Annotated in this window: 21 protein-coding genes and 1 pseudogene; 3 read left to right on the top strand and 19 right to left on the bottom strand. The window is 67.4% G+C overall.

From position 1 onward, the window contains the following. Positions 1-112 precede the first annotated feature (112 nt). Positions 113-1,978: a glutamine--fructose-6-phosphate transaminase (isomerizing) gene (gene glmS, locus JIM95_RS06230; RefSeq protein ID WP_200260329.1), complete on the bottom strand. Its 1,866-nt coding sequence runs from the start codon at positions 1,976-1,978 to the stop codon at positions 113-115. 176 nt (positions 1,979-2,154) lie between these two features. On the opposite strand from glmS, the gene JIM95_RS06225 reads away from it, so the two are divergent. After that, positions 2,155-2,991: a dienelactone hydrolase family protein gene (locus tag JIM95_RS06225; protein ID WP_200260332.1), complete on the top strand. Its 837-nt coding sequence runs from the start codon at positions 2,155-2,157 to the stop codon at positions 2,989-2,991. A 713-nt stretch (positions 2,992-3,704) separates the two neighbouring features. Here JIM95_RS06225 and JIM95_RS06220 read toward each other — a convergent pair. From JIM95_RS06220 to eccCa, 10 genes and pseudogenes are all read right to left on the bottom strand, one after another. Continuing rightward, complete coding sequence (locus JIM95_RS06220) at positions 3,705-3,980, bottom strand: hypothetical protein (protein ID WP_200260335.1); 276 nt, start codon at positions 3,978-3,980, stop codon at positions 3,705-3,707. Continuing rightward, the gene (locus JIM95_RS06215) at positions 3,977-5,173 is read right to left on the bottom strand and encodes a hypothetical protein (RefSeq protein WP_200260338.1); all 1,197 of its coding nucleotides are present in this window, start codon (positions 5,171-5,173) and stop codon (positions 3,977-3,979) included. The genes JIM95_RS06220 and JIM95_RS06215 overlap by 4 nt, the downstream gene beginning before the upstream one ends. A 53-nt stretch (positions 5,174-5,226) precedes the next feature. Further along, positions 5,227-5,568, bottom strand: coding sequence for a hypothetical protein (locus JIM95_RS06210; RefSeq protein WP_200260341.1), 342 nt, complete (start codon positions 5,566-5,568; stop codon positions 5,227-5,229). A gap of 258 nt (positions 5,569-5,826) precedes the next feature. Then, positions 5,827-7,170, bottom strand: coding sequence for a phosphoglucosamine mutase (gene glmM, locus JIM95_RS06205; protein ID WP_200260344.1), 1,344 nt, complete (start codon positions 7,168-7,170; stop codon positions 5,827-5,829). Between the two features lie 243 nt (positions 7,171-7,413). Continuing rightward, the gene (gene rpsI / locus JIM95_RS06200; RefSeq protein WP_200260347.1) at positions 7,414-7,959 is read right to left on the bottom strand and encodes a 30S ribosomal protein S9; all 546 of its coding nucleotides are present in this window, start codon (positions 7,957-7,959) and stop codon (positions 7,414-7,416) included. Next, positions 7,956-8,399 carry a 50S ribosomal protein L13 gene (rplM, locus tag JIM95_RS06195; protein WP_198739066.1) on the bottom strand — a complete coding sequence of 148 codons (444 nt, stop codon included), beginning with the start codon at positions 8,397-8,399 and terminating at the stop codon, positions 7,956-7,958. The genes rpsI and rplM overlap by 4 nt, the downstream gene beginning before the upstream one ends. A gap of 669 nt (positions 8,400-9,068) precedes the next feature. After that, a complete protein-coding gene (locus tag JIM95_RS06190; RefSeq protein WP_200260350.1) occupies positions 9,069-9,359 on the bottom strand; it encodes a WXG100 family type VII secretion target in 291 nt (96 codons plus the stop codon). A gap of 35 nt (positions 9,360-9,394) precedes the next feature. Beyond that, entirely contained in the window at positions 9,395-9,712 is a 318-nt protein-coding gene (locus JIM95_RS06185; protein ID WP_200260353.1) for a WXG100 family type VII secretion target, read from the bottom strand. Positions 9,713-9,916: 204 nt separating this feature from the next. Beyond that, positions 9,917-10,945, bottom strand: coding sequence for a type VII secretion-associated protein (locus JIM95_RS06180; RefSeq protein WP_200260356.1), 1,029 nt, complete (start codon positions 10,943-10,945; stop codon positions 9,917-9,919). A 38-nt stretch (positions 10,946-10,983) separates the two neighbouring features. Next, a pseudogene (gene eccCa, locus JIM95_RS11570) lies at positions 10,984-14,395 on the bottom strand (type VII secretion protein EccCa). Between the two features lie 522 nt (positions 14,396-14,917). On the opposite strand from eccCa, the gene eccD reads away from it, so the two are divergent. Both eccD and JIM95_RS06160 read left to right on the top strand, forming a co-directional pair. Continuing rightward, positions 14,918-16,345, top strand: coding sequence for a type VII secretion integral membrane protein EccD (eccD, locus tag JIM95_RS06165; RefSeq protein WP_200260359.1), 1,428 nt, complete (start codon positions 14,918-14,920; stop codon positions 16,343-16,345). Beyond that, complete coding sequence (locus JIM95_RS06160) at positions 16,342-17,574, top strand: S8 family serine peptidase (RefSeq protein WP_200260362.1); 1,233 nt, start codon at positions 16,342-16,344, stop codon at positions 17,572-17,574. The genes eccD and JIM95_RS06160 overlap by 4 nt, the downstream gene beginning before the upstream one ends. Here JIM95_RS06160 and eccB read toward each other — a convergent pair. The 8 genes from eccB to rpsM form a co-directional block, all read right to left on the bottom strand. Continuing rightward, complete coding sequence (gene eccB / locus JIM95_RS06155; RefSeq protein ID WP_200260365.1) at positions 17,568-18,827, bottom strand: type VII secretion protein EccB; 1,260 nt, start codon at positions 18,825-18,827, stop codon at positions 17,568-17,570. The two genes, JIM95_RS06160 and eccB, sit on opposite strands and share 7 nt — an antisense overlap. A 202-nt stretch (positions 18,828-19,029) precedes the next feature. Next, a complete protein-coding gene (locus JIM95_RS06150; protein ID WP_200260367.1) occupies positions 19,030-21,594 on the bottom strand; it encodes a DUF6541 family protein in 2,565 nt (854 codons plus the stop codon). Between the two features lie 152 nt (positions 21,595-21,746). After that, positions 21,747-22,718, bottom strand: coding sequence for a tRNA pseudouridine(38-40) synthase TruA (gene truA / locus JIM95_RS06145; protein ID WP_248113192.1), 972 nt, complete (start codon positions 22,716-22,718; stop codon positions 21,747-21,749). Between the two features lie 158 nt (positions 22,719-22,876). Next, positions 22,877-23,404, bottom strand: coding sequence for a 50S ribosomal protein L17 (gene rplQ, locus JIM95_RS06140; RefSeq protein WP_200260370.1), 528 nt, complete (start codon positions 23,402-23,404; stop codon positions 22,877-22,879). Between the two features lie 94 nt (positions 23,405-23,498). Next, positions 23,499-24,515, bottom strand: coding sequence for a DNA-directed RNA polymerase subunit alpha (locus tag JIM95_RS06135; protein ID WP_200260373.1), 1,017 nt, complete (start codon positions 24,513-24,515; stop codon positions 23,499-23,501). A 156-nt stretch (positions 24,516-24,671) separates the two neighbouring features. Further along, on the bottom strand, positions 24,672-25,277 hold the full coding sequence (gene rpsD / locus JIM95_RS06130; protein WP_200260376.1) for a 30S ribosomal protein S4: 606 nt from the start codon (positions 25,275-25,277) through the stop codon (positions 24,672-24,674). 23 nt (positions 25,278-25,300) lie between these two features. After that, entirely contained in the window at positions 25,301-25,705 is a 405-nt protein-coding gene (gene rpsK, locus JIM95_RS06125; RefSeq protein WP_200260379.1) for a 30S ribosomal protein S11, read from the bottom strand. 3 nt (positions 25,706-25,708) lie between these two features. Next, positions 25,709-26,077, bottom strand: a complete 369-nt coding sequence (rpsM, locus tag JIM95_RS06120; RefSeq protein ID WP_198734920.1) for a 30S ribosomal protein S13 — start codon at positions 26,075-26,077, stop codon at positions 25,709-25,711. Positions 26,078-26,289 lie beyond the last annotated feature (212 nt).

Here is a 26,289-nt window from a genome sequence, read left to right as displayed (position 1 = left end):
TCCTTTCCTCGGTGGGTTCGCGCGAGTACGCCCCGCGACCACGAGGTGGCGCGGGGCGTGTCGTGACGCCGGTGTGCGGAACCGCGGCGTCGACGGCTGACGAAGGGGGAGACTACTCCACGGTGACTGACTTCGCGAGGTTCCGGGGCTTGTCGATGTCGTCGTTGCCGCAGTGGCGGGCGATGTCGGCGGCGAGGAACTGGAGCGGCACGGTCGCGAGCAGCGGCTGCATGATCGACGAGGACTCGGGGATCCGGATGAGCCAGTTGGCGAACGGCTCGACGGAGGTGTCCCCTTCTTCGGCGATGACGATGGTCTTCGCCCCACGGGCGCGGATCTCCTGGATGTTGGACACGATCTTGGAGTGCAGGACCTTCACTCCGTTCGGGCTGGGCACGACGACGACCACGGGCAGGTCCTCCTCGATGAGCGCGATCGGGCCGTGCTTGAGTTCACCGGCGGGGAACCCCTCCGCGTGGATGTACGCCAGCTCCTTGAGCTTCAGCGCGCCCTCGAGGGCGATGGGGAATCCCACGCCACGGCCGAGGAACAGCATGGTGCGGATCGTGCCCAGGGTGTCGGCGATCCGGGAGACGTCGTCGGCGCAGTCGAGCAGCTTCTCGATCTTCGCGGGGATGGCCTCGAGGTCCTCCCAGATGTCGGCGATCTCGTCGGGGTACTTCGTGCCGCGCGCCTGTGCGAGCGCGAGACCCACGATGTAGTTCGCCGCGACCTGGGCGAGGAACGCCTTCGTCGAGGCGACGCCGATCTCGGGGCCGGCGTGGGTGTAGAGCACGGCGTCGGCCTCGCGGGGGATCTGCGCGCCGTTGGTGTTGCAGACGGCGAGGACCTTCGCACCCTGCGCCTTGGCGTGGCGGACGGCCTCGAGGGTGTCGGCGGTCTCCCCGGACTGGGAGACCGCGATGACGAGGGTCCGCTTGTCCAGGATCGGGTCGCGGTAGCGGAACTCGCTGGCCACCTCGATCTCGACGGGGATGCGGACCCAGTGCTCGATGGCGTACTTGGCCAGCAACCCGGAGTGGTAGGCCGAACCGCAGGCGACGACGTACACCTTGTCCAGGTTGCGCAGGTCATCGTCGGTGAGGCCGTCCTCGTCGAGGTGGATACGGCCGTCGACGAAGTGTCCGGCGAGGGTGTCACGCACCGCGGCGGGCTGTTCGTGGATCTCCTTGATCATGAAGGAGTCGTACCCGCCCTTCTCCGCGGCGGCGAGATCCCAGTCGATGGTGAACGGGCGCCCCTCGGCGGGGCTGCCGTCGAAGTTGAGCAGTTCGTACCCGTCGGCGTCGATCACGACGACGGTGTCCTGCCCGAGCTCCACCGCGTCGCGGGTGAACTCGATGAATGCGGCGACGTCGGAACCGAGGAAGGTCTCTCCCTCACCGACACCGACGATCAGGGGTGTGGAGCGGCGTGCGGCGATGATCTCGCCGGGGTGGTCGGCGTGGGTGAACAGGAGGGTGAACGCGCCCTCGAGACGGTTCAGCACGTCCAGCGCGCTGGCGCGGAAGTCGCCGGCGGTCTCTCCCTCGTTGTACGCGCGGGCGAGCAGGTGCGCGGCGACCTCGGAGTCGGTGACCGACTTCATCTCGACTCCGTCACGCTCCAGTTCCTCGCGGAGCGGGGCGAAGTTCTCGATGATCCCGTTGTGGACGATCGCGACCTTTCCGTCGAACGAGACGTGCGGGTGCGCGTTCTCGTCGGTCGGGCGGCCATGGGTGGCCCAGCGGGTGTGGCCGATGGCGGTGTGGCCGGCCAGATGGTCGCGCCCGGTCTCCGCGATCTTGTCAACCAGGTTCGCCAACTGTCCGGCGCGTTTGACGGACTGGATACCGCCGTCATCGCCGACGACGGCGATACCCGAGGAATCGTATCCTCGGTACTCCATCCGACGCAGCGCTTCCAGGGCGATGTCGAGACCCTGCTGTCCACCTACATATCCAACGATTCCACACATGCCGACCACATTAGTGGACGAGGGAGCCGGATCGATCTCGCACGCCCGGCGCGCCCCACGTCATCCGGGTGCCGCGATCGTCCGCCGGTGGATCGGACCGCACGCCCGGCACGGAAACCGGAACGAGTGTGATCGGGGAGTGTGGCGATGTACACAGGTGAACTATCCTGGGTGTCGTGGCTCAGAAACTGAAGAAGCAAATGTCCAAGCTGTCCCGGCGTGGCCCGCACCGGGTGATGGTCGGTGACCTCGCTGTCGCGGGTCTGCCCGGCAAGATCTACACGCCCGCCGAGGGGGACGGCGTCCCCGGCGTCGTGTTCGGTCACGACTGGCTGACCGGTGTGGACAAGTACCACCGCACGCTCCGCCATCTCGCGAGCTGGGGTATCGCTGTCGCGGCCCCCGCCACCGAATCCGGTGCTCTCCCCGACCACCGCGGATTCGTCGCGGACATGGAGACCTGTATCCAGATTCTCGCGGGCGTGAAGCTGGGAGCTGGGAAGGTGACGGTCGCACCTGGGAAGATCGGTGTGGCCGGACACGGCATGGGCGCGGGCTGTGCCATCCTGGCCGCCGCGGACCGATCCGTCGTCCGGGCGGTCGGGGCGCTCTACCCCGCGGTGACGAGTCCGTCGTGTGTGGAGGCCGCGAAGGCGGTGTCCGCTCCCGGTCTGGTCGTCGGTTCCGGGCGTCCGTTCCTGATCGACGCCGGCAGTCCAGCGAAGGTCGCGGCGAACTGGGGCTGCGACGACGTGGTGTACCGCGTGGTGGACAAGGGGACGCAGTTCGGTTTCCCGGAGCGTATCGGAACGAACCTCGCCATCGGTGTGGGTCTGCCGAGATTCTCCGCCCAGGAGTCGGCCCGCGCCCTGCTCACCGGATTCCTTCTCCATCAGCTGGGCCATGAGAAGGACTACGCCGCATTCTCCGACCCGGAAGCCGACCCGGGCAAGGGGGTGACCGGCTACACCGCCGAGGAGCTGGCGGACGAAGCCGAGACCCCGGTCTCCTGACCTTCGGCCGGTGACCGGGAAGGCCGACGCCTTTTCCCGGTCGTGGGCGTGCCCGGTATCCGACGGGAACAGCCACATCCCGCGGGCCCCGGTTCGGCCCGCTCCCGTCAGGCGAAGGGGATGGCGGCGCTGGTGAATACGAACACCACGAACATCACGAGATACTTGATCACCTGGAGCACGAGCAGGGCGGCCACGACGATCGTGACCCCACGGAACCAGCTTCTGCGGTCCCCCGCTTCCGGTTCTCCGCCGGGGGAGACACCCCGGTCACTTTCGCGGCATCGTGCGCGAGCTTGCCGAACAGTTCGAGGAGCGATCCCGCCCCATTGACCGGCATCCTGAGGCCGTCCGGGTATTCCCTGTCGGGGGATGCTGACCGTGTATTCGGAGGGCACGCCGTCGAAGGTCCCGTCCAGCGGCATCTTCAGTATTCCTCGTGGTTGGGGTTGATCTGCGCGGCACACGGAGTGGCACACATCCGAAAGCACCGGCAACAGGGCCCTGTGCCCGGATCACCCCGCGCGGCATGGACCTGCCCTCCGGCCCGGGTCACACCCGTGTTTCAGTCGGGTAAAACGGGCCTCGGCCGAACTGAGCCGACTGTCACAGCGTTCCGCTGTGGCCCGCTGTGACGTGACCAGGTTCCCACCGATCACAATTGCGGACACCGGGTTGTCCCACGGCGTCCCGGACTCAAGTCCCCGACGGTGTCAGTTCCATCCTCGACGAAGCACGCCTCTGGTCGCAGCCCGTGGTCGAGGGGCGGCAGCGGGTGGATTCTCCTGAGGCGGGTCCGGTACGCGGGGTTCCCCGCTGCTTCGCGCACCGGGAAACGGGTCTCCGACGCGCTGCCTTTCCCGTGCCTTCTTCTCGGCGGCGTCACGCGCCGATCTGTGCACCCGCTCGAGGGCCTTCTCGAACTCGGTGAGACGCTGGATGGAGCGCTGTTCGAATCCCGCGATGAATCGGTCGAACTCGTCGCTCACCACTGCCCCACCTTCCGCGCGGTTCCGGGGTTTTCCTCACCGGATGACGGGTAACCGCCGTCATGCTTGGGCTCGGGGGCGGTTACCGGCGCAGGCCCGGGAGACGGGTCTTCCCGTGGTGCCCCGTCCCCGGGAGCCGGTGCCTCAGGCACAGGGAGAGGTCCACCGACGGGATCCGTGGATTCGGGCTGCGGGACGGGTTCCGGTCGACCATCGGCCGCGTTATCCGGTTCCGGTGGACTCCCTGCCACGGTATCCGGTTCCGGTGATTCCGGGACGCCGGGAAGGTCGGGAACATCGGGGACCCCTGTACCGCAGGAGAACTGGTCCGGGGCATCGTGAGCCAGTTCAGCGAGGAGTCCGGCACCGATCAGTGCGGTTCCGACACCGATCGCTCCGAGAATTCCGGTGCACGGTCGCGGATCGATGCCACTTCCCGCCCACTCCCCACCGGATGCGGAAACGTCGGGCGGGACCGGCCCCGGCGATCCGGGATCCCCTCCCGGGAGGGGCCGACGGGGATACCGCTGGGCGGCTGCGTCGAACAGGGTTTCCGCCGCCGGGGTCAGGGGCGCCGCCGGGGCGTCCGCGACCGCGGCCTGACCCGTCATGAGGTGGTTGAGTCCCCCGCACATCGTTTCATCCCGGTCCACGCACAGCCCCCAGATCTCGTGGGCGCATTCATCGACGAGCGTGGCGGCGGCACTCACGAGCCGACGGAAGCAGTCCCAGTCCCCGTCGCCGTACGCCTCATCGATCATGCGTGCCTGTGCCCTGATGGCCGACAGAGTCGCCCGGGCGGTCACCCCGGCGGCCTCCCCGGACATCCGGCACAGGGTCGCGTTCGCGGACATCGCCCGGGCAGCCTTGGCCAGTACCTGATCCTGTCGGGTGCGGTGCTCGAGGTACTCCGTTACGACGGCACCGAGTTTGTCCCCGATCAGCTTTCCGATTCCCTCACCGCCGAGTTCGCTGATCACCTCGGAGACTCGATCGGCGACCACGTCAGGCTGGGTGGACCCACCGGCGGCCGTGGCCGATTCGAGAACCGCGGTGGGGTTGAAGCCTCTGACGGTGCCGGTGGTCTCCGCCAGTTCCTCCGGCGTCACCTGCGGTCCGGTCCACGCACCACGAGCCGCGGTGCACAGCTCCTCCACCACAGCGCGGTAGTCCTCCACCGCTCCGTCGAGCATGCTGACACCTGCGTCCGCGTCTTCCGTGCCCCCCGGACACGGCGGTGTTCCCTTCATCGCGGCAGCCTTCCCAGATCGACGCCGAACGCCTCGTCCTCCGATGTGAGTTCGGTGAGCTGTGCCAACGCCGCGGCAACGGTGGCGCGAACCGCCTCCAACCGGTGGGCGGTCGACGCGTGGAGGCGCATGAGCTGACTGTCCAGTTCGTCGGCGAAATCCCGGAATCCGGTTCCCAGACCGTCCCCGACGGCTGCCGGGGCCGTGCCGGAATGCCGCTCCTGCTGTAGCTGGACCTCGTCCAGGAGCCGTCTCAGGGCCGGAACCGCGCCGCCGCTGATACGGACGGATGCCGTACCACCCGTCGCAGGGTGGCCGGGATTGTGACCGTCATCCACGTTTGAACCTCTTCATCAGTGCCACGGGGGCCTCGCCGGGATCGGGAATCACGGTGCCGACGCTTCCCGATAATCGTTTCTGGCACTTAGACCGGAGCCTGCGCCGAAGTGGTTCCCAGTACCACTCACACGGTCCGTTCATTCTGGCCGCGTACCGGAAACTCCAGGCCGACCAGCGCGAACACGGTGACCGCGCGGACCATCGGGGGTATGCCGGGGGTGTCGGCGGAGAGGTTCGCGTGGTTCGCGATCCGACGCTCAGATCTCAGCGACGACGGCGGCCAGTCTCCCGGCCACACGACGGGCGGTCTCGGCGTCCGCCGCCTCGACCATGACCCGGTAGAGCTCCTCGGTGCCCGAAGGGCGGAGCAGCACCCGCCCGGTGTCACCGAGTTCCTTCTCCGCCGCCTCAATGGCCTCGGTCACCCGGGGACTGGACGAGATCGCCGACTTGTCCGACACCGGAACGTTGATGAGAACCTGGGGCAGGACCTTCATCGCGGCGGAGAGTTCCTTCAGGGACTTCCCGGACTCCGCCATCCGGGCCATGAGGGTCAGGCCGGTGAGCGTACCGTCACCGGTCGTTCCGTTGTCGGGCAGGACGATGTGGCCGGACTGCTCACCACCCAGGGAGAAGCCTCCGGCTTTGAGGTCGGCGAGAACGTACCGGTCCCCCACCTTCGTCGTGCGGAGGGTGATGCCCGCCTCCTCCATGGCGAGTTTGAGTCCGAGGTTGCTCATCACGGTGGCGACGAGGGTGTTCTTGCGCAGCTCCCCGTTCTCCTTCATCGCGATCGCCAGTATCGCCATGATCTGATCCCCGTCGATGATCGTGCCCTCCGCATCCACCGCGAGGCACCGGTCGGCGTCCCCGTCGTGGGCGAGCCCGAGGTCCGCACCGTGTTCGATGACCGCCTGCCGCACCTGGTCGATGTGCGTGGATCCGCACCCGTCGTTGATGTTGTACGAGTTCGGTTGATCATGGATGGCGATGACCTCGGCGCCCGCGGCCCCGTAGGCCAGAGGTGTCACCTCGTGGGCCGCACCGTTCGCGCAGTCGACGACGACCCTGATTCCCGACAGGTCGCGGGTGACGGCCTGGGACAGGTGCTGCAGGTACCTCTCCTGCGCATCGTGCGCCTCCTCGAGGACCCGTCCGATCCCGTGCCCGGTCGGTCCCCCCTCCGGCAGTCCGGCCATCGCCGCCTCGATCTCGTCCTCGACCTCATCGGCGAGTTTGTGCCCGCCCGCGGCGAAGAACTTGATGCCGTTGTCCGGCATCGGGTTGTGCGAGGCGGAGATCATCACGCCCATGTCCGCTCCGTAGTCGTCGGTGAGGAAGGCGACCGCCGGGGTCGGCAGGACGCCGACACGGAGGACGTCGACCCCCTGGCTCGCCATGCCCGCGGAGAGCGCCGCGGCGAGCATCTCCCCCGAGACCCGGGGGTCCCGACCGACGATGGCCATCGGACGGCGCTTGGAGGTGCGGTTCTCCTTGGTCAGGACATGGGCGGCGGCAGCCCCGAGCCGGAGCGCGAGGGGCGCCGTCAGAGCCTTGTTCGCCAGTCCGCGTACACCGTCAGTTCCGAAGAGTCGAGTCATGTGTCCATTATGCCGGTACGCCTCCCCGGGGACGCGCGTCGGGGTGATCCAGGTCATCGGTGGAGCCTGTGTGGGGTCGCGACAGCTACCGTCACCGTGTCCGATGCCGGCTGACCCCGGGCTCGATCGGATGAATGGGTGATCCTCGTCCTGAAACGGCGGAAGCCGCCGCCCCCACGTGAGTGGGGAGCGGCGGCTTCCGTGAGTCCCGCGGTGTGTGCGGGAAAGCGGATCCGGGGTGGATCAGCGCTTCGAGTACTGCGGAGCTCGACGGGCCTTGTGCAGACCGGCCTTCTTGCGCTCGACGGCACGGGCGTCACGGGTGAGGAAGCCGGCCTTCTTCAGTGCATCCCGGTCAGCCGGGTTGTACGTGATGAGGGCACGGGCGATCGCCAGACGGAAGGCGCCGGCCTGGCCGGTGGGGCCGCCACCGCCGAGGTTGGCGTGGATGTCGAACTGGCCCTCACGGTCGATCAGGGCCAGCGGGGCCTTGATCAGCTGCTGGTGCAGCTTGTTCGGGAAGTAGTCCTCGAGGGAGCGACCGTTGCAGAAGAACTGGCCGGAACCGGCGGTCATGCGGACGCGCACGATGGCGCGCTTACGGCGACCGACGGTCTGGATCGGGTGATCCAGCTCGGCGGGGGCAACCGGGGTCTCCAGTTCGGATTCGGTCGCCTCGGGGGCGATCGCGTCACCGATGGTGGTGGTGAACTCCTCGGTCGCGGCCTGCGCGGCGGCGATGTCGGAGGCCTCGGCGGCCTGGGGCTCGTTGGTGTTGTTCTCGGTCACTGGGCCACCTGCTTGATCTCGTAGGTCTCGGGCTTCTGGGCAGCGTACGGGTGCTCGGAGCCGGCGAAAACGCGCAGCTTCTTGACGGACGCACGGGTGAGCTTGGTGTGCGGCATCATGCCCTCGATCGCCTCGAAGACGACACGCTCGGGGTGCAGCTCCATGGAGCGACCCAGGGTCATGGTCTTCAGACCACCCGGGAAACCGGAGTGGCGGTAACGGAACTCACGGTCCCGCTTGTTGGACGAGATGTGGACCTTGTCGGCGTTGATGACGATGACGTAGTCACCGCAGTCGACGTTCGGCGCGTAGAGCGGCTTGCCCTTGCCGCGCAGCAGGTCGGCGACGTGCGTGGCCAGGCGGCCGAGCACCACGTCGGTGGCGTCGACGACATACCACTTGCGGGTGATGTCACCGCTTCTCGGGTGGTAAGTAGACAAAATGACTCCTCTGAAGAGCGTTGTGTCGAAAACTGCCGGCCACGAATCAACGTGCGGATGATCAGGTACGGCGGCCGGTGGAGACCCGCACTGATCCGCTGTCCCCCGAAGATCCTGGCCACCTGCATCCTGCGTGAATCTTTACGGATGGGTGCGACGGCGTCAGCGGGAGACTCCACACACGGAAAACTCAGCTTAGAGCATGGCCGTTGAAACTCCAACCCCGCGGCGCGGGGCACCGCACGACGACAGCCCCATCTCCCGGGAACGGAAGATGGGGCATGCGTCCGGACGGTCCGTAGACGAGTTGAGCGGCCCATTCTTATGGAGCTTCCGTCATAGCGCTGGGGGACACTGTTGAACGGATGGACGGGACAGCTCAACCCGGTGACCGAACGGAATCGGGGTCGCCCGCACCGCGGACGAGGACCGGGGTGGTCCCCCGCCCCACTCATCGAGGGAGGCGGTCAAGGGACGGGAACACCACGGACGGCGACGGTATGGCCCGATACGCCGCGCAGACGGTGCGGGGTCGGGGATCCGGCGGACGATGTGTGGTTGCACGGGAAGAGAGGTCCGCCGGATCCGGTGGTCAGGGGCTACGGAACGGGACAGGGTCTGTGCGGCATCACCCCCTCGGCAGGGCCACTGTCGCGGATGGTCACGACATCAGCTCCAGCTGGCGGCGGCCCGCCGGTTGATGTCGCTCATCCGGTCGTTCCCCTCACCCACGGTGCGGGCGATGGTGTCGAGGATGAGGTTGAGTTCAGCGGCGGCGTTGTCCCATTTCTGCTGGGCGGCCTGGTACTCCACGGCCGAGTCGCCTTCCCAGGCTTCCGCCATGGGACGGATCTGACGTTTGATCTCCTCCAGCTGCTGGCTGATGCGACCTGACGTCGCGCGGATGTCTCCGACGACAGCGGCGATCTCGCCGAACTGGTAGCGGATGGTGGATTCCATGGTGGGTTCCTTCGGTTGTTGATCGGGGACGGGCCTCAGAGCTGCAGGCCCGCGACGTCGGTCCGGCGGAGAGCGTCGGCGTTCTGTGCCTCGACGTTCTCGAAGGCTCCGGCGTTGCTCCGGAGATTCTCGGAGATGCTGCCCAGGGATTCCTGGAGCTTGACCGCGGCGTTGTTCCAGCGGCCCATGAGTTCATCGAACGACACCTGTGCGGCGCCATCCCACGACCCGCGGACCTGCTCGACCACGGAGCGGAGTCTGCCGAGTTCGTTCCGGATGTCGTCGTTGGTGGTGTCTACGTTGGCGGCGGCCTGTTTCATGACGGCCGCTTCGGTGCGGAAGATCTGATTCACTTCTGGCCTTTCTCGTTGCCTGACTGTTCGGGACTGTGGAGCACGCGTCCCCGTGAAGGGACAGACGTGTGACCGGGTGCCTGTCGCGTACCTCCCGGATTCCGGACTCCGGGGAAAAAGCTCTCCGCTGTCCGACTTTCCGGGGTGCGGGTTTGTTCTGCTCTTTCACTAGGGTGAGACCCACCGAACCGCCGACCGGTTCCGTCATTCGGCGAGATTCTCCGGATTCTCTTCTTTCCGCAGGACAACGCTGTTCACCGCCATGCGGCAGATCGCCCGCTGGGCGACGGTGGGCGCGATCCGGGTGTGACATCCGACGCTCATCTGGTGATCCTGATCGACCCAGGTGATCCAGTCCACGAACGATCCGTCACCCGGGTCCTCGCGGTAGGCCACTACCTGCACCCCGGGTCTCAGGTCCGCGCGATCCGAACGGTGGAGGACGGGATCGGTCTCCACACGCATCGAGGCCTCCTCGAGAATCGACTCCGGGGGAAGCCCCAGGGCCGGATCCGCGGCCAGGTGTATCCGGAGGTCCGGATCCGGGCCCGTCGCCATGACTCCACCGGCTTTCCCGGGGTTCAGGATGTACCCGGCGGGCAGTGTGACGCTGATGCCGCCGGCCTCGAGCACCACGCTGCCCGGCTGTGTGCCCGGCGGCTTCACGGGCACCCCGGGGCCCGGGTGGGATGAGGTCGATCCGGACGCGCCCACGGAGGTCACCGTCGGGGTGGGTACGGGGACGGTTTCCGTCATCCCGGACTCCTCGACCGGAGTGATCTCCTCCCGCAGACTCCACCACGAGACCGCGACGACACCGAGCACGACGGCCACGATCGCCGCGTGGAAGAGGCTCGGCCGGAACGGTGCCCGGTGACGGCTCCCCGAGCGTGGCCGCCGGATCGTGGGGACACCGTCCGCCGGCTCGCCGGTGACGCGGTGGGCGCCGCCACGGTCCCCGACGGACGTCTGGAGGACGCCGTCGTCGACCTCCGCGCCGTCAGCGAGAAGGACATCGGTGAGCAGGCCCGCTGAATCAGGGTCGGTCGCGATCACCGTGACCCGGACCCCCTCCCAGGTCCCACCGAGGAGGTCCTTCGCCTCAGCCACGACGGCATCGAGCCACCGGGGACTGTCATCCGGAACCAGGTCGTTCCGGAAGATCGTCTGTTGTCCTCCTTCGGTGTCGGTCAGTTCGAAGACTGTGGCGGTCGCCAGGATGGTGATGCGCATCAGTGAATGACCTTTCTGTCGTTTCGGTGGACCCGGGGTCACGGGTGGGCTGTCTGGCAGGTCCCTTGGACAGTTCCACGGGTCATCCAGGTTCCCCGGCCCGGAGGTTGCGGGACGGGACGGATCCCGAAGAGGGAGCCTTCGTCGCGGTCGGCGTCGAGGAGAAGCACAGCGGGCGACTGATCGCGGAGCTCCGAGATGAACGGGTCGTACAGGGCCCGGGATGCGCCTCCCGACTTGCGGGTCAGCACGACGTGCAGTCCTATGTCCCGCGCGTGCGGGATCAGTGGACGGAGAGGCATCAGTATGCCGTCAGCGAGGAGATCATGGTCCTCGATGATCAGGAAGATCTCGGGACCCGACCACCAGGATCTGTCCCGGAGCTGCTGCGCGGTGACATCGATCCCCGGGAGACGTCCACTGAGGGTGGCCAGTGTGTTCGTCACCGCCGCCACGACCGCATCGGACGTCGCCGCGTACACGGCGACCATCGATTCGTCGAGCGCTCCCAGATGGGTACGCCGCGGATCGAGCACGACCATGCGGGCGGCTTCCGGGCCCAGCGCGGTGATCCCGGAGGCGATGGTCGATACGAGGGTGGATTTCCCGGATCCACGCGAACCGAGGCACAGCAGGTGCCCGTCCACTTCCGGGCACCAGGGGAGAGGCTCAAGTCGCGGTCCCCCAACCCCGAAGAGGATGCCTCCGGGCGGTCCCCCGGCATGTTCGCCGGAGCGGAGATCAGCGAGCGGAATGTTTCCGGGGAGCTCCCGCAGCCGGGGAACCGGGACAGACCCGGCCTCCTGTGAACACCGGAGCACGTGCGCGAGATCCTGCGCACCGGAATTCGCCGTGAGCAGCGGCTCCCCCTCCCCGGTGATGCCGCGTCCCGGGAGCGACGGGAGGCTCTCCTGGGCACGCCTGTTGACGAGGGAATCCAGGGGCTCTGTGAGCTTCAGCTCCATCCGGTGACTGATCAGGTCGCGGATGGCCGGGCGGATGGAGGTCCACCGCTGGGTGGCCACGATGAGATGCACCCGGCTTCCCGGCCCTTCTGCGGCGATCCGTGAGAAACAGTCCCGGAGGTCATCCGAGACCTCGACGACCGACTGCCAGCCGTCGACCACGAGAAAGGTGTGCCGGTGTTCCGGCTCGTCGATCAGGCCGATCACCTCGTCCACGATGCGCCGTGTCTTCTCCGGCTCGCCCCTGCCCGCGCACCCGGCGACGTGCGGCAGCACCCCCAGATCGCCGAGACTGCGGCCGCCGTAGTCGAGAACGTAGAAACGGATGTCGCCGGAGCCGTGGGTGACGGCGAGGGACAGCATGATGCTGCGCAACGTCGTCGACTTTCCCGTCTGCGGTCCACCACAGACGGCCATGTGTCCACCGGTTCCGGTGAAGTCGACGGTGTACGGATCCTGGCGTTGCAGGAACGGCCGGTCGATGATCCCCAGCGCACATGTCAGGAAACCCGGCTCGCCCGGACACCGGAGGCGGTCCGGGGAACCGGCGATCCGGTGGATCTCCCCCAACCCGATCGACCCCGGCAACGGGGGCAACCAGATCCGGTGGGCGGTCATCCCCCGCGCCCGCGCAGCTGTGACGGCGGCGGAGACGACCGAATCAAGAATCGTCGGTCCGTTCCCCCGCGACGCGGCGGGTCCGGCTGGGGACCGCACCACGTCCACGTCCGACCAGGCGTCGTAGTGCCGCACCTCCGATCCCGTCCGCGGAGCCGGAGGCCCCGTGTGCGCCTCCACCTGGGTCGGTGCCGAGACGTAGGCTGCCCGGAACCGTGTCAGCTGCTCCGCTTCCGCCCGTAGATAGCCCGTACCCGGCTTCGGAGGCAGGAAGTACGCATCCGGGACCCCCAGCACCTGCCGTGATTCAGCTGCCGAGAAGGTCTTCAGTCCGATCCGGTACGACAGGTGTGACTCGAGCCCCCGGAGTCGCCCCTCGTCCAACCGTTGGCTGGCCAGCAGGAGATGTACCTGCAGCGACCGGCCGAGGCGTCCCACCGCGGTGAACAGATCCGCGAAATCAGGATGCTGCCCGAGCAGCTCCGAGAACTCGTCGATGACGATGAGGAGGGCGGGGAGGGGCCCCAGGTCGTCCCGCTCCCGTGCCGCGGCATTGTGCTCGGTGACGTTGGCGAACCCCCCCGGCGCGACGCAGCAGTTCCTGTCTCCGGTTCATTTCACCGGAGATCGCGTCGTGCATGCGTTCGACGAGGTGCGCTTCGTCGGAGAGGTTCGTGATCACGGCCGACGTGTGCGGCAGCCCCTCCAACCCCAGGAAGGTGGCTCCGCCCTTGAAGTCGACGAGCACGAGGTTGAGTTCCTCGGGGGTGTGGGTGGCAACGAGTGCGATGACGAGTGTCCTGAGGAGCTCCGATTTACCGGATCCAGTCGCCCCGATGCACAGTCCGTGCGGTCCGACTCCTCCGTGCGCCGACTCCCGGATGTCGAGCACCACGGGTTTCCCGGAGTCGTCCACACCGATGGGGACCGCCAACCGGTCTCCCCCACGCCTGTTCCAGAGTCCGGTGCCGGCCAGTTCGGATGGGCGACCGAGGCCGAGAAGCGCGAGCAGATCTGCGCCGGTCTCCGGACCGGTGTCGGACCGCGGCCGCCGGTACCCGGTCATGGACCGGGCCAGAGCCGTGATCTCCTCCTGCGTCAGTGTGTCCGCGGTACCGAGTTCTTCCTCCCCCGCACCCGAGACGACGCTGACGGAGCCGTCGACGTACAGGAGGAGGCCGTCGGTGCGGGCGATCTCCCCCAGTTCGGTACCCGGGCGGGAGTCGATGTCGATGACGGTGGTGACGTCTCCGCCGATGGCGAGCCCGTCCCGGTACCCCGGTCCCGTGATCAGCACCCGGAACGCGGCGCTTCCCGGATGCCGGGAATGGGGCAGCCACTTCGTCCAGCCGTGGTCGGGGAGGGTGGAGGTGATGCCCACCGCGTCAGGCCCGTGGTGGAACGCGAGCTGCGCGACGAGCGCCCGGACCAGGCCCTCCGCCCCCGGACCGTGTATCCCGATCACCGGGAAAGCACCCAGGTGCACGGCGAACGGGACATCGCGGACGACGCCGATGGTGTGCATCATCTGCCGCAACGCCACCATGCAGACCGGATCGAGGTCCTCCGGAGCCCCGGTGTCGGCGACGGTGACCGGGGTACACAACCGAACCGGCCCCAGTCCGACCCTGACCTCCAGGGCGTCGGCGTCCTTGGCCCTCCTCTCCCACATCCTCGGAGAACCGGCCCGACCGTGCAGACTCACCGGATCGGGATGGTGGTGAAACTCGGAGATCCGCTGTAGTGCGGCATTCCGGCGGGCGCGTTCTGTGACGGCGGACAGGTGCCGGAGGTACACCCTCCGTTGTTCGTCGGGATCATCCGCACCGGTGGGATTGACCATGGCGAACATGCTCACCAGCATCATCAGGGGAAAGATGAGCAACCCGGGGTTCATTCCCCGACCACCCATCACCATCAGGCCGACCATCGCCGCCAGAACCAGCACCATGACCAGAGGCATGAGCAGGCGTACCAGGGGAATGGGGCGGGGCCTGGCGACGGGGGGAACCGGATCGACGTGCAGCTCACCGGTCGGGAGCGGTGGTGCGGGTTCACGTTCGGCGGGGCTCAGGGGGACGACGATCCCGTCGTTTCGGGGAGGGGGCACGGCTGTTCCTCGTGCTTTCCGGGGGTCAACTCCGGCGGATCCACTCCCGGAGGCTCTCCACCGTCGCCCGTCACAATTCAGCACGGTGACGGATGGTGCCTGACGGTGCGGCGGTCGATGCCGCGGTGCGGTGTCCGACGGAAAAACGTGCCCGGATCCCCAAATCCGGCTGGACTTACGGAGAATTATAGGCCATCCTAAGTTCGGTTGCACATGTTCTACCCGGCCTGCCGGCGGAGTCCCCGCATCATCCGGGATCCGCCGCGGGCCCATCCGATCATGCCGTCCGCAACCATCCCACAGGGGGAACCAGTGGCCGTCGACCACGCTCTCCGCATCACCGTCCGGATCACACCGGACGCAGTTGATCTCCATCCGAACGCCCCGGGTCTTCCCCCGCCGGAGGTGGACCTCGTCCTACCCGTGCACGCCAGTATCGCCGAGCTTCTCCCGGAGATCCTGGAGCTCGCCGGACTGCCCGGACACCCCGGCCCCTGGGTGGCCTCCACCGCGGTGGGAATTCCTGTGGAAACCGCTATCCCGCTGACCCACACGGCCCTCCGACAGGGTGGGATTCTCGTGCTGTCGCCGGGAACAGTTCCGGAGGCACCGGTTCTCCGGGATGCCGCGGAGGTACTCTCCGACGGGAATCAACGCGACTCCCCCCGAGGCCTCGGAACCGCCGCCGCCCTGACCGGCATGATCGCCTGTGCGGCGATGGCGGTCACGGGTGCCTTCCCCGGAAGCGATCTCCTGCCCGTTCCCCTGCGCCTCGGTCTGCTGGGGCTGCTCTGCCTCGTGGTCGCGTCTCGGATCAGCTCCCGGGTGAATGATGCGGGGAGCTCCGCGATCACCGTTCTGGTGACCGGGGTCGTGATCTCGTCCGTCGCGGCGGTGATCGCGGCGATTCTCGCCGGGACCCCGATCACCGGGGGAAAGCCGGATGCCGCCGTGGGAGCCGCTGTCGTTGGCGGGTGCCTCACCGGCGCTGTCGTCCTCTTCCTCTGCTGGTTCTGTTGCCGCGTGAAACCGGAATCCGCCGCGATGCTGACCACCGCCATACTTCTCGCACTGTCGGGGGTCTGCGTTTTCCCCGTGGCCCGCGACTATCCGGGGGTCGCCGCCGCAGTGACGGGCTTCGCGTTGATCGCCGTCACTCTGCTGCCGTCCCTCGCCATCAGGGCGGCTGGTCTCACTGTTCCACGGTTGCCCCCATCCGGCGAGTACACGGGAACCCCGGAGGATCCTGATCCGGATGCCGGCGAACGCGCGGCGTATGCCCGGAGCCTGCTTTCCGGGGCACTCGCCGGAACCGCACTCCTGGGGGGTTCGGGCGCCCTCACCGTGGGATGGTCCGGAGGTGGTTTTCCCGCGGCGCTGTGTCTGGCCACGACCATCGCCACTGTTCTCCACGCTCTCCGGCACCGGGATCCGCTGGCCGTCTGGGCACTGTGGACCTGGGCGTTGTCCGGCGCCTCAGGTACCGTCCTCGCGGGCATCCGATCCGATTCGGTGGGTGTCGCGGCCGTCAGCTCACTCACGGCCGTCGCCGTCCTCACCGCCCCGTGGTGGGGCCGTCGCGTAGCGGAGTTCCGGCCGGTGGCGGTCAACTGGATGGAGAAGTTGGAGACTCTCGCCGTGGCCGCGGCACTCCCTCTCGCCGCACACGTCCTCGGTGTGTTCGCCCTGATCCGGGGACTCGGATGAGAAGAATCCTGACCGGTTCCGGAATCACGGTGATGTGCGCCTGCGCCGTAATCCCGGTGTGCGCGGAGCCTTCTCCCGGGCGACTCCCCGATCCGGACTGCGCGGTCGTCGTTCCGGCCTCCCCCGCCGATGTTCCCGCCCCGGACGATGTCCCGGAATCGCTGGCGGTGGCCCACCGATTCGCCACTGGAGCCGGCGTCCGGGTCGCTGTCATAGACACAGGCGTAACCCCGCATCCGCGTCTACCTCCGGTCATTCCCGGCGGTGACCTCGTGGTCGTCGGGGAACGGCGGGAGGATGAACCTCCGCTGCCCGACGGAGCGGTGGATGACTGCGACGGTCACGGCACGATCGTCGCGGGCATTCTCGCCGCCCATCCCTCCCCGGACGACGGTGTCGTCGGGGTGGCCCCGGGAGTGGAGCTGATCAGTATCCGGCAGACCAGCAGCCGCCGTGCCGCGAAAACCGTCGGTGCCGGCGGTAGCCTCGCCTCCCTCACGGATGCCATCAACCTCGCTCTGGACGGGGGCGCCCGCGTCATCAACATCTCGCTCGTCAGTTGCCTTCCCCCAGGTACCGCCGACCGGGTCGACACCCACGACTTCGATGCCGCACTCGCCCGTGCGGAGGAGCACGGGACGGTGATCGTCGCAGCGGCGGGCAACAAGGATGAACGGTGTCCGGCGGGCAGCACCGTGCTGCCCGCCCACCGACCCACCGTCGTTTCGGTGTCATCCCTGGACACCGCACGCACCATCGCGGAGTATTCGATCGACGGCCCGGGCCCCCTGTTGTCCGCCCCTGGCCGGGTTCCCCTCGCACTGTCCCCGGACGGCGTGGGCTTCACCGTCGGGCTGGCGGAGTCGTCGGGCCCCCGGGAATTCGAGGGCACGAGTTTCTCGGCTCCGGTCATCAGCGGTACCGCGGCGCTGTTGATGGAGCTGCACCCGGCCGATTCCGCCGCGGGAATCCGGGCCCGGCTGGTCGGAGCCGTCGACCCGGCCACCGGAGCGGTGGACCCGGCGGAAGCGGTGACCCACCTCCCCGCCGATTACCGGGGCATCCCGCACCCCGTCACGGTCACCGCACCCGTTGAACCACCCGACGGGGTCCGGGCCCGGACCGGCGTGACCGTGACGATTCTGCTGTGCGCCGTCGGTCTGATGCTGACCATCCGGTACACGGCACGCTTCCGGTTGCGGCGGACCGGACGGCACGCGGGTCAGTAGCGTGGCTCGAGTGCCCGCTCCCGGTTCAGCGATTCTCCGGTGGGCAGCAACCGGATGATGGACCAGGGTGCACGAGCTGGACTTGCGGCCCCGATGACGGCGAGTTCTCCGGCGGTGCCGACACTGTGCCTGAGTCCGGTGTCGGCGATGAGGTAGTAGCCGTGGCCGGTGTCCACGCCGATCCCGTTGACGACGGTCGGCGCATACCGGGTGGCGGTGGAATCCCCGGACAGGGCGACCCCCGCACCCGGCGCGTAGATCCCCGGAGCGGACGCCGTGTCCCCGATGACACCCAGGTGCCCGTCGTCGCCGATCGCACAGATCACCGCCTGCTCCGGGTCGATCCAGTCGAGCACCGTCGCGGGGAGCCGGATGTCCTCGGGTGTCGCGTCCGGCCGTGCCGCCGGCCCGTCCTGGGGCACCGCGCGCTCCGCTGCGCCGAGATCGAGCAGTATCCCCCGTTGTAGTGGGCTCAACCGGAGTATCCCGTCCGCGCGCAGCAACCAGGATTCCCTGCCGTTACCCAGCAGCACCCCGGAGTTCGGCGGGCGCTCGTACGGGGGTAGTTCACGGATCGCATTGAGTAGCTCGGGTGGAGGCTCCCAGACCGGGGTGTCCGCCGTGATCCCGAGCCTGCGCCGCAGTACCCTCCCGAACCGGGTGGTCGGATCCGGCAGGGCCACGCGGCCCGCGGTGGTGACCACATGATCCACCCCACGCACCCTCGTGTAGACCCCGGAATCCGCTGGTGGCGGGGGTGGCGGCGGGCCGAAGGCGACCGTGACGTCGACGGTGGACCGGCAGACGCTCCACACCAGATCGTCCGGGATCGTCCCGGCGACAGCTCCGGGGGCGCCCGGTATCCCGACGGGGACACCGCGATCCAGTTCGGCGAGCACCGAGTCCGCGGCGTTCACGGGCTCCACGTCGGATCCCGCTATCAACCGTGCGGAGACCAGATTGCCGACGGGGTGGAGACGACCGTCTATCCGCGAATAGAGGGCACCCGATTCCGCCCTCACGACAGCGGCGTCCCCGGGGTCGGGTTCGGGGACGAAGAGGGCCAAGGCTCCGGCTGCGAGTCCGGCGAGCACGCATCCGGCGACACCGAAGAGGATTCCCCGGCGGCGCCTGCCGAGCGGGTCATGGATCATCCGGGTGTCGCCTGTGACGAGACCGTGTTCCAGGCGGCGGACGAGAAACCTGTGACCGCTGACCTGGGCACGGGTTGTCGGAAGCGGGAAATGGGTCATCAAGGGCTCCGGTGGCGGGAAGGGACTGGGGAACGTCGAACGCGTGTCCCGCGCCCTTGACCGCGGGATAACGCACCGGTCGGGGCATCCCCTGTGCACCGGACCGGTTGACGGAGATCGTGGGATCTCCGTGGCCGACTGTCTTCACGCCATGTTATCGCTTCTGCAGCCGGTGTGGAACCCCGAACGCGGGATGCGTGCGCTATTCGGCCGCCTCGGCGGCTTCGCGCCGCTCCTTCTCCAGTTCGGATTCGAAGCGTTCCGCCGGGCCCTTCAGGAGTCTGCTCGGCCGATGGTGGTACGGACGCAGGCCGTCACCTGAATTCGCCGGAGCGACTCCGGCCTCCGCACGGGTGGGCAGCGGGGGCAGTGGTTCAGGTGAGTTGCCGGGACGACGCATCCGGTCCAGCTCCGAATCGGTGAACCACTCGTTGACGGCGTAGATCGAGACCTGCCGGTCCTTGTACACGGGCGTGACACCCGGGGTGTTCCAGAGCTCGACCTCCATCTCCGGCACCGGCTCCTGGAAGGCCCAGAAGTTCGGCGGTGAGACGTAGATGTAGTGGACATTCAGCTCCTGCGCCGCACGGTCGACCTCGTTCTCCATGTTCGGATGCCCGAGGTTTCCGGTACCGAGTTGGTTCGGGTTCCAGAACATGCGGTTCGTCGCGCTGGTCACCGGGACGGTCGGCCACAGATAATGCCGGAACACGTTCGGCAGACCGTTGTACGGGTACATCCAGCCGGAGCCGTCCGCCGGATTGCTCATGATCGTGCCGTCGTACGCCAACGGCTGCTTCGCCAGCCAGCGGTACGCCTTCAGGTCGGTCGAATCGACCATCCGTCCGTCCCGCGCCGCCCCGATGGCGAAGTCCGAGACGAACTGCATCTCCTCGTCGGCCTCCTGCACCAGGAAAAGACCACCGATCAGCGCGGCGACGACCGACATAGGGATCGAGACCACCGCGAACCGGCGGACCGGCCCCAGGAGAACCATTCGCACCACGGTGGCGAGGGCCACCGCGGCGGCGGCGGCGGTGAACATCGCCACCGGCATCACCAGACGGTGGGGCGTGTTGTAGTGGAGTGAACCGATCTGGGTGGCCAGGCCGCTCCACCAGGTCTCCTCGAAGGGCAACAGGGAGTTCACAGTGACAACCACGCTGATGAACCAGAACAGCGGAGCCCACACGTTCCGGCGCCACAGGACCAGAATCACCCCACCCACGGCAGCGGCCCAGAGCAGCGGCTCGTTCACCCCGAAGGCCTCGGTGTGCCGCGTCTGCATCTGGATGGCCACCCACCACGATTCACGCCGCGTCAGATCCTCGTAGGCGACGAAGGACTTGACCTCCTCGCTCTGGCCGAGACCGGTGAGGATCTGCGGGAGCAGGATGATGGTGGCCACGAGCCCTGTCGCCGCGAGAACCAGGAAGTCACGGACCCGGGAACAGATCCGTTCCCGGTGGTTCGTCGGGCGACGGGTGGGACGCCACACCAGGTCCAGGATCCACCACAGCCCGAGAACGAGAACGACGATGGTGGCGGCGGAGGGATGTGTCTCGACCATGCCGATGAAGACGAGGGCCGCGGCGAAAGCCCGGACCGGGGCCGCCGGAACCGACATGAAGAGCGCCAGAACGATGAAGGCCATCCCGATGGACGCCAGATAGGGCCATGCCCCGACGTAGTAGCCGATCCAGTAGAGGACCGGCATGGGTACCACGATGATGGCGGCGAACCCGGCCGCGATCTGCGCGGTCAGTCCCCGGTTCCCGACCAGCCGCCACGCCAGCACGGACACCGCCAGGGGAAGAAGCAGCGCGGGAAGCACGATCGAGGTGAGATTGATCGCCGCTATGGGAGACATTCCGGTCAGTTCCCGAACGATCGCCGCACCGGCGTGCCAGGCCGTGGGATAGAACAGCACCTCCCGCGACTCGATGTTCTGGAGCTCACCCATCCTGGTCGGGGACGCGACGCCGGTCTCCTGGATGAAGCGCACGACGCTCGCGTGCCAGTGCACGTCCCATCCCTGGAAGATGTTCTCCAGCCCGTACCTCGTCTCCCGCAGGAGACCGAGACTGCGGGACGTCAGCAGGACGAACGCGACCAGTACGCCGGAGGCGGGAAGAACCCACACGGGGTCGAAGATGGAACCCACGAGCCAACGTTCCTCACGACGCCGGGAACGTTCACGGGCCTCCTCCGCACTGCGTAGACCCGGTTCGGGCGGGATCTCCCGTGGTATCCGGGTTGCGGCGACGCTCTCCTCCCCCGTCTCCTGCGGGTCGGATCCCTCATCCCCGGAAACCACGGCGACGGGTTCCGCGTCCGCACAGGGGTCGGTGGTTCCGGATGTCACCAGGGGGGTCGGGTGCGCCGCTCCACCGGTGTCGTCGGTCTCCCCGTCATCGGGAGCATCACCGGGTTCTTCAGCCGTGTCCCGGGGCTCGGGCTGCCCCCCAACCGTGCTCTCCCCGTCCCTCCGGGCCTTCGCGAGGTTCCTCCGGGTGACAGCCAGCGCACACAAGCGCCAGCAGGCCGCGAGGACGAGAATGAACACGATGAACACGGAGACGCTCCGCGCGTCATAGGCGAAGGGGGTGAGTCCGTAGAACCAGGCCGCGAGCCCGTAGACGCCGAAGCTCGCCGGCACGGCCGCCGCTGCCGCCCACGGGGCGCGGACACCGGAGACCCGGCAGATGAGGAATCCCGGCACCGTGAATACCAGAACCGAGATGAGAGCTGCCTGATACAGGTCCATGGGACGTCCTCACCTCCTCGTCATCGTTCGTCGACCGCCCGACGCGGCGGCGGACAGTTCGTGGCCCGGGCAAACGGTCCCCGGTTCCCCTTCCGTACAACGTTCAACCACCAGAGTGTATCCCGCCGCCCCGGGGCCGACGGCAGGACGCGCTAGGGCGCGTCACCGGTTGTCCCCGGTGTGTCCTCGTAATAGGGATTGTTCTCCGGGCACCCTTTCCCCCGGGCGCGGTGTTCCTCCCCCGCCAGAACACGGATACCGCGGGTCTGTTCGGCGCGCTCGGCCAACCCGGTGTCATCGGGATAGTCGACGCCCGTGAGGGTGAGTCCTTTCGCCGGAGCGACGGGGACGAGCTGGGACCGTGTCCGCTCATCGAGCAGCCCCTCCGTGAAGCCCCGCTGCCGGCGCCCCTCCCCGACCGCGAGACACGCCCCGACCAGTGAGCGGACCATCGACCAGCAGAACGCGTCCGCGGTGACCTCCGCGAGGTAGAGATCCGGTTCCGCCGGGGTGGAGATGTCGTGCCAGGTGAAAGTCTGGAGGTCGCGGACGGTCGTCGCCCCGGCCCTGGCACGGCAGAACGCGGCGAAGTCGTTGAGCCCGGTGAGGACCTCCGCCGATTCCCGCATCAACTCGAGATCGACGGGCTTCGGCCAGTGTGCGGTGTCCCTGGATCTGGTGGGCAGGGCGCCCCTCGGGTGGGTGGTGACCCGGTAGGTGTAGTGCCTGCGCAGCGCAGAGAAGCGGGCGTCGAATCCCTCCGCGGCACGGACACACCGGTGTACCCGCACATCCTCCGGGAGGAGCTTTGCGAGCCTGCGGACGAGCATCGCCGGTTCGTCTCCTATGGATCGGGTGTCCAGACTGGCGCGGGGCACGTCCACGTGGGCTACCTGACCGGTGGCGTGGACACCCGCGTCGGTCCGTCCGGCGACGGTCAGCTTCGCCGGGTACCTCAGGATCGTCGACAGCGAATCCTCGATGGACGCCTGCACGGTCCGGAGTTCCTCCCCACCGGAGGGCTTCTGCCGTGCCCAGCCGTGAAAGCCGGTGCCGTCGTACGCGAGATCGAGACGGAGTCGTATCAGGCCCGGGTCGTCAGGGGTGGGGTGCAGGTCTTTCACAGCGCAAGAGTCTACAGGTACCCGTACAACCGCGTTGAACGGTGTCCTCGGGCCCGGAACACGAAAAACCCACGCTCCGTGGATCCCGTTTCTCAGGGGCACGGCGCGTGGGTTTCCGGTGGCTTCCGGTCAGAGGTCCGGAGTCGACCGAGGGGGAATTACTTCTCTTCCTCGGCCTTCTCGGGCTCAGCTTCGGCCTCGGCCGGGGTCGGGGCCTCTTCGGCGGCGTGGGCGTCGGTGGACTCGTCGGCTTCGACCTCGACGACCTCTTCCTCGGCCTTCTTGGAGGCTGCTGCGCGGGCGGCACGGGTGGCCTCCGCGGAGGCGGTCTCCTCGAGGACGAGCGAGATCTGGCTCATCGGGGCGTTGTCGCCCTTGCGGTTCTCGAGCTTGATGATACGGGTGTATCCGCCGTCACGGCTCTCGAACTTCGGCGCCAGCTCATTGAAGAGGTAGGCGACGACGTCCTTCTGGTTGACCAGCTTCAGGACGTTGCGGCGGTCAGCGACGGTGCCGCTCTTGGCCTTGGTGATGATCTTCTCCGCGTAGGGACGAAGAAGCTTCGCCTTGGCGTCGGTGGTCTTGATAGCGCCGTGCTCGAACAGCTGGGCAGCGAGATTCGCCAGGATCTTCTTCTGGTGCTGCGCCGAACCGCCGAAACGGGCGCCCTTCTTGGGCTTGGGCATTGGGGGTACTCCTCGTGTACGTGTGTGTGAGCGCGGCGGCCGTCATCCGGTGATCCTTCGACCTCCGGGGCCGCCTGGGCGTGCTACCCGGGTTTTACTCGGAATCGTCGCCGTCGATGTCGATGAAGTCACCGGTCTCGGCGTCGTATCCCTCGATGGTGGAGGGATCGAAGTCCTCGGGGGCGTCCTTCAGGGTCAGACCCAGGTTGGCCAGCTTGATCTTCACCTCGTTGATCGACTTCTGACCGAAGTTACGGATGTCGAGGAGATCGGACTCGGTGCACTCAGCGAGTTCACCGACGGTGTGGATCTCCTGGCGCTTCAGGCAGTTGTAGGAACGAACGGAGAAGTTCAGGTCCTCGATGGCCATGCTGTAGTTGGCGTTGGTCTCGGTCTCCTGGGTGGAGGGACCGAGATCGATGCCTTCAGCGTCGGTGTTCAGCTCGCGGGCGAGACCGAACAGCTCAACCAGGGTCTTGCCTGCCGACGCGAGAGCGTCACGGGCGGTGATGGAGTTCTTCGTCTCGACATCGATGACCAGCTTGTCGAAGTCCGTACGCTGTGCGACACGGGTGGCCTCGACCTTGTAGCTCACCTTGAGCACCGGGGAGTAGATCTGGTCCACGGGAATGCGGCCGATCTCGCCGGTGTCACCGGTCAGGGTGGCGGGAACGTAGCCACGTCCACGCTCCACGACCAGTTCGATGTCGATCTTGCCCTGCTCATTCAGCGTGGCGATGTGGAGGTCCGGGTTGTGGACCTCGACGCCGGCCGGGGGCTCGATGTCGGCTGCGGTGACCTCGCCGGGGCCCTCCTTGCGGAGGTACATGACGACGGGATCGACCGAGTCCGAGGACAGCACGAGTCCCTTGATGTTCAGGATGATGTCGCTGACATCCTCCTTGACACCGGAGATCGTGGTGAACTCGTGGAGAACACCCTCAATCTTCACGCTGGTCACCGCGGCGCCCGGGATGGACGACAGCAGGGTGCGGCGAAGAGAGTTGCCGAGGGTGTAACCGAAGCCGGGCTCCAGAGGCTCGATGGTGAACCGGGAACGGGAGGAGTCGATGTACTCCTCGTGGAGCTCCGGACGCTTTGAGATGAGCATTGCTTGAAGATCTCCTTATGTGACGCCCGCTATTTGACGTCAGTAGGCAGACGATATGACGGTGTGGACGAATTCCACGCGACGGTTCCCCGCGGCCCCGCTCCGCGTACCCCATCCGGGATGGTCGATGCGGGACCGGACCGCGGGTTGAACCGGTTACTTCGAGTAGAACTCGACGATGAGCTGCTCCTGCAGCGGCACGTCGATCTGGGCACGCTCGGGCAGCTGGTGCACGAGGATGCGCAGGGTCTCGGGAACAACCTGGAGCCAGGCCGGGACGACGGAATCGACGAGCCGGTCCTGGGCGTCCTCGAACCACTCCATCTTCCGGGACTTCGGACGGACATCGATGATGTCGTACTGGGAGACCTGGAAGGACGGGACGTTGACCTTCTTGTTGTTCACGGTGAAGTGACCGTGGGAAACCAGCTGGCGTGCCTGGCGGCGGGTCCGTGCGAGACCAGCGCGGTAAACCACGTTGTCAAGACGGGACTCGAGCAGGATGACCAGGTTGTCGCCGGTCTTGCCGGGGCGACGGTTCGCCTCAGCGTAGTAGCGGCGGAACTGCTTCTCCATGATGCCGTAGGTGAAGCGGGCCTTCTGCTTCTCCTGGAGCTGGAGCAGGTACTCCGACTCCTTGATGCGTGCGCGTCCCGCCTGTCCCGGGGGGTACGGGCGGCGTTCGAAGGCCATGTCCCCGCCGACGAGGTCGACGCGGAGACGGCGGGATTTACGGGTGACTGGGCCGGTATAACGAGCCATAGTGTGTCTGTTTCCTTTCCCTGCTAGACGCGGCGACGCTTCGGCGGACGACAGCCGTTGTGGGGCTGGGGCGTCACGTCGGTGATCTGGCCAACCTCAAGGCCGGCGGCCGAGAGGGAACGGATAGCGGTTTCGCGGCCCGAGCCCGGGCCCTTGACGTAGACGTCGACCTTCTTCATGCCGTGTTCCATCGCCTTACGGGCGGCGTTCTCGGCGGCCATCTGTGCGGCGAAGGGGGTCGACTTGCGCGATCCCTTGAAGCCCACGTGACCGGAGGAGGCCCACGAGATGACGGCACCGTTCGGGTCCGTGATGGACACGATGGTGTTGTTGAAGGTGGACTTGATGTGTGCGGCGCCGTGCGCCACGTTCTTCTTTACGACGCGGCGGCCAGTGCGGCGCGCGCCAGAGCGTGCTTTAGGAGGCATTGGTTACTTCTTCTTTCCGGCGATCGTCTTCTTCGGACCCTTACGCGTACGTGCGTTGGTCTTGGTGCGCTGGCCACGGACAGGGAGTCCACGACGGTGGCGGAGACCCTGGTAGCAGCCGATCTCGATCTTGCGGCGGATATCCGCCTGAACCTGACGGCGGAGGTCACCCTCGACCTTCCAGGTTGCTTCGATCACGTCACGGAGAGCGGCGATCTGCTCATCCGTGAGGTTGTCGGTACGCAGGTCCGGAGAGACGCCGGTCTCTTCCAGCAGCTTCTTGGCTCGGGCGGGCCCGATACCGTAAATGTAGGTCAGAGCGACCTCCATGCGCTTGTTGCGCGGGAGATCCACTCCAGCAAGGCGTGCCATATGGCAGTTTCCTTCCGGTTGGTCCGGTGGTTTTCCCCACACCCGTCCCCGTCTGCTGATGCTTCGTCCGGGCGGATGCCGGAAAGTGGATCAGGGGTACACGGGGCTTCGGCCACCGATGCCGAAGGTGCATGATGCACGTGCCACGGAGCGGTTTCAGGCCGGTTCTCGCGAACCGGCGCAGAGCGCTGGACACGTGCGGTGAGTGTGGA

Origin of the sequence: Corynebacterium antarcticum, from assembly GCF_016595285.2 — a bacterium.
Classification (GTDB): Bacteria; Actinomycetota; Actinomycetes; order Mycobacteriales; family Mycobacteriaceae; genus Corynebacterium; species Corynebacterium antarcticum.
This window is presented reverse-complemented; position numbering and strand designations above follow the sequence as displayed.

Excerpts from the sequence above, each read along its gene's own strand:
- glmS (WP_200260329.1), bottom strand. The coding sequence starts at position 1,978 with ATGTGTGGAATCGTTGGATATGTAGGTGGACAGCAGGGTCTCGACATC.
- JIM95_RS06215 (WP_200260338.1), bottom strand. The coding sequence starts at position 5,173 with ATGCTCGACGGAGCGGTGGAGGACTACCGCGCTGTGGTGGAGGAGCTG.
- glmM (WP_200260344.1), bottom strand. The coding sequence starts at position 7,170 with ATGACTCGACTCTTCGGAACTGACGGTGTACGCGGACTGGCGAACAAG.
- JIM95_RS06190 (WP_200260350.1), bottom strand. The coding sequence starts at position 9,359 with ATGGAATCCACCATCCGCTACCAGTTCGGCGAGATCGCCGCTGTCGTC.
- JIM95_RS06180 (WP_200260356.1), bottom strand. The coding sequence starts at position 10,945 with ATGCGCATCACCATCCTGGCGACCGCCACAGTCTTCGAACTGACCGAC.
- eccD (WP_200260359.1), top strand. The coding sequence starts at position 14,918 with ATGCCGTCCGCAACCATCCCACAGGGGGAACCAGTGGCCGTCGACCAC.
- JIM95_RS06160 (WP_200260362.1), top strand. The coding sequence starts at position 16,342 with ATGAGAAGAATCCTGACCGGTTCCGGAATCACGGTGATGTGCGCCTGC.
- eccB (WP_200260365.1), bottom strand. The coding sequence starts at position 18,827 with ATGACCCATTTCCCGCTTCCGACAACCCGTGCCCAGGTCAGCGGTCAC.
- JIM95_RS06150 (WP_200260367.1), bottom strand. The coding sequence starts at position 21,594 with ATGGACCTGTATCAGGCAGCTCTCATCTCGGTTCTGGTATTCACGGTG.
- rplQ (WP_200260370.1), bottom strand. The coding sequence starts at position 23,404 with ATGCCCAAGCCCAAGAAGGGCGCCCGTTTCGGCGGTTCGGCGCAGCAC.
- JIM95_RS06135 (WP_200260373.1), bottom strand. The coding sequence starts at position 24,515 with ATGCTCATCTCAAAGCGTCCGGAGCTCCACGAGGAGTACATCGACTCC.
- rpsD (WP_200260376.1), bottom strand. The coding sequence starts at position 25,277 with ATGGCTCGTTATACCGGCCCAGTCACCCGTAAATCCCGCCGTCTCCGC.
- rpsK (WP_200260379.1), bottom strand. The coding sequence starts at position 25,705 with ATGCCTCCTAAAGCACGCTCTGGCGCGCGCCGCACTGGCCGCCGCGTC.
- rpsM (WP_198734920.1), bottom strand. The coding sequence starts at position 26,077 with ATGGCACGCCTTGCTGGAGTGGATCTCCCGCGCAACAAGCGCATGGAG.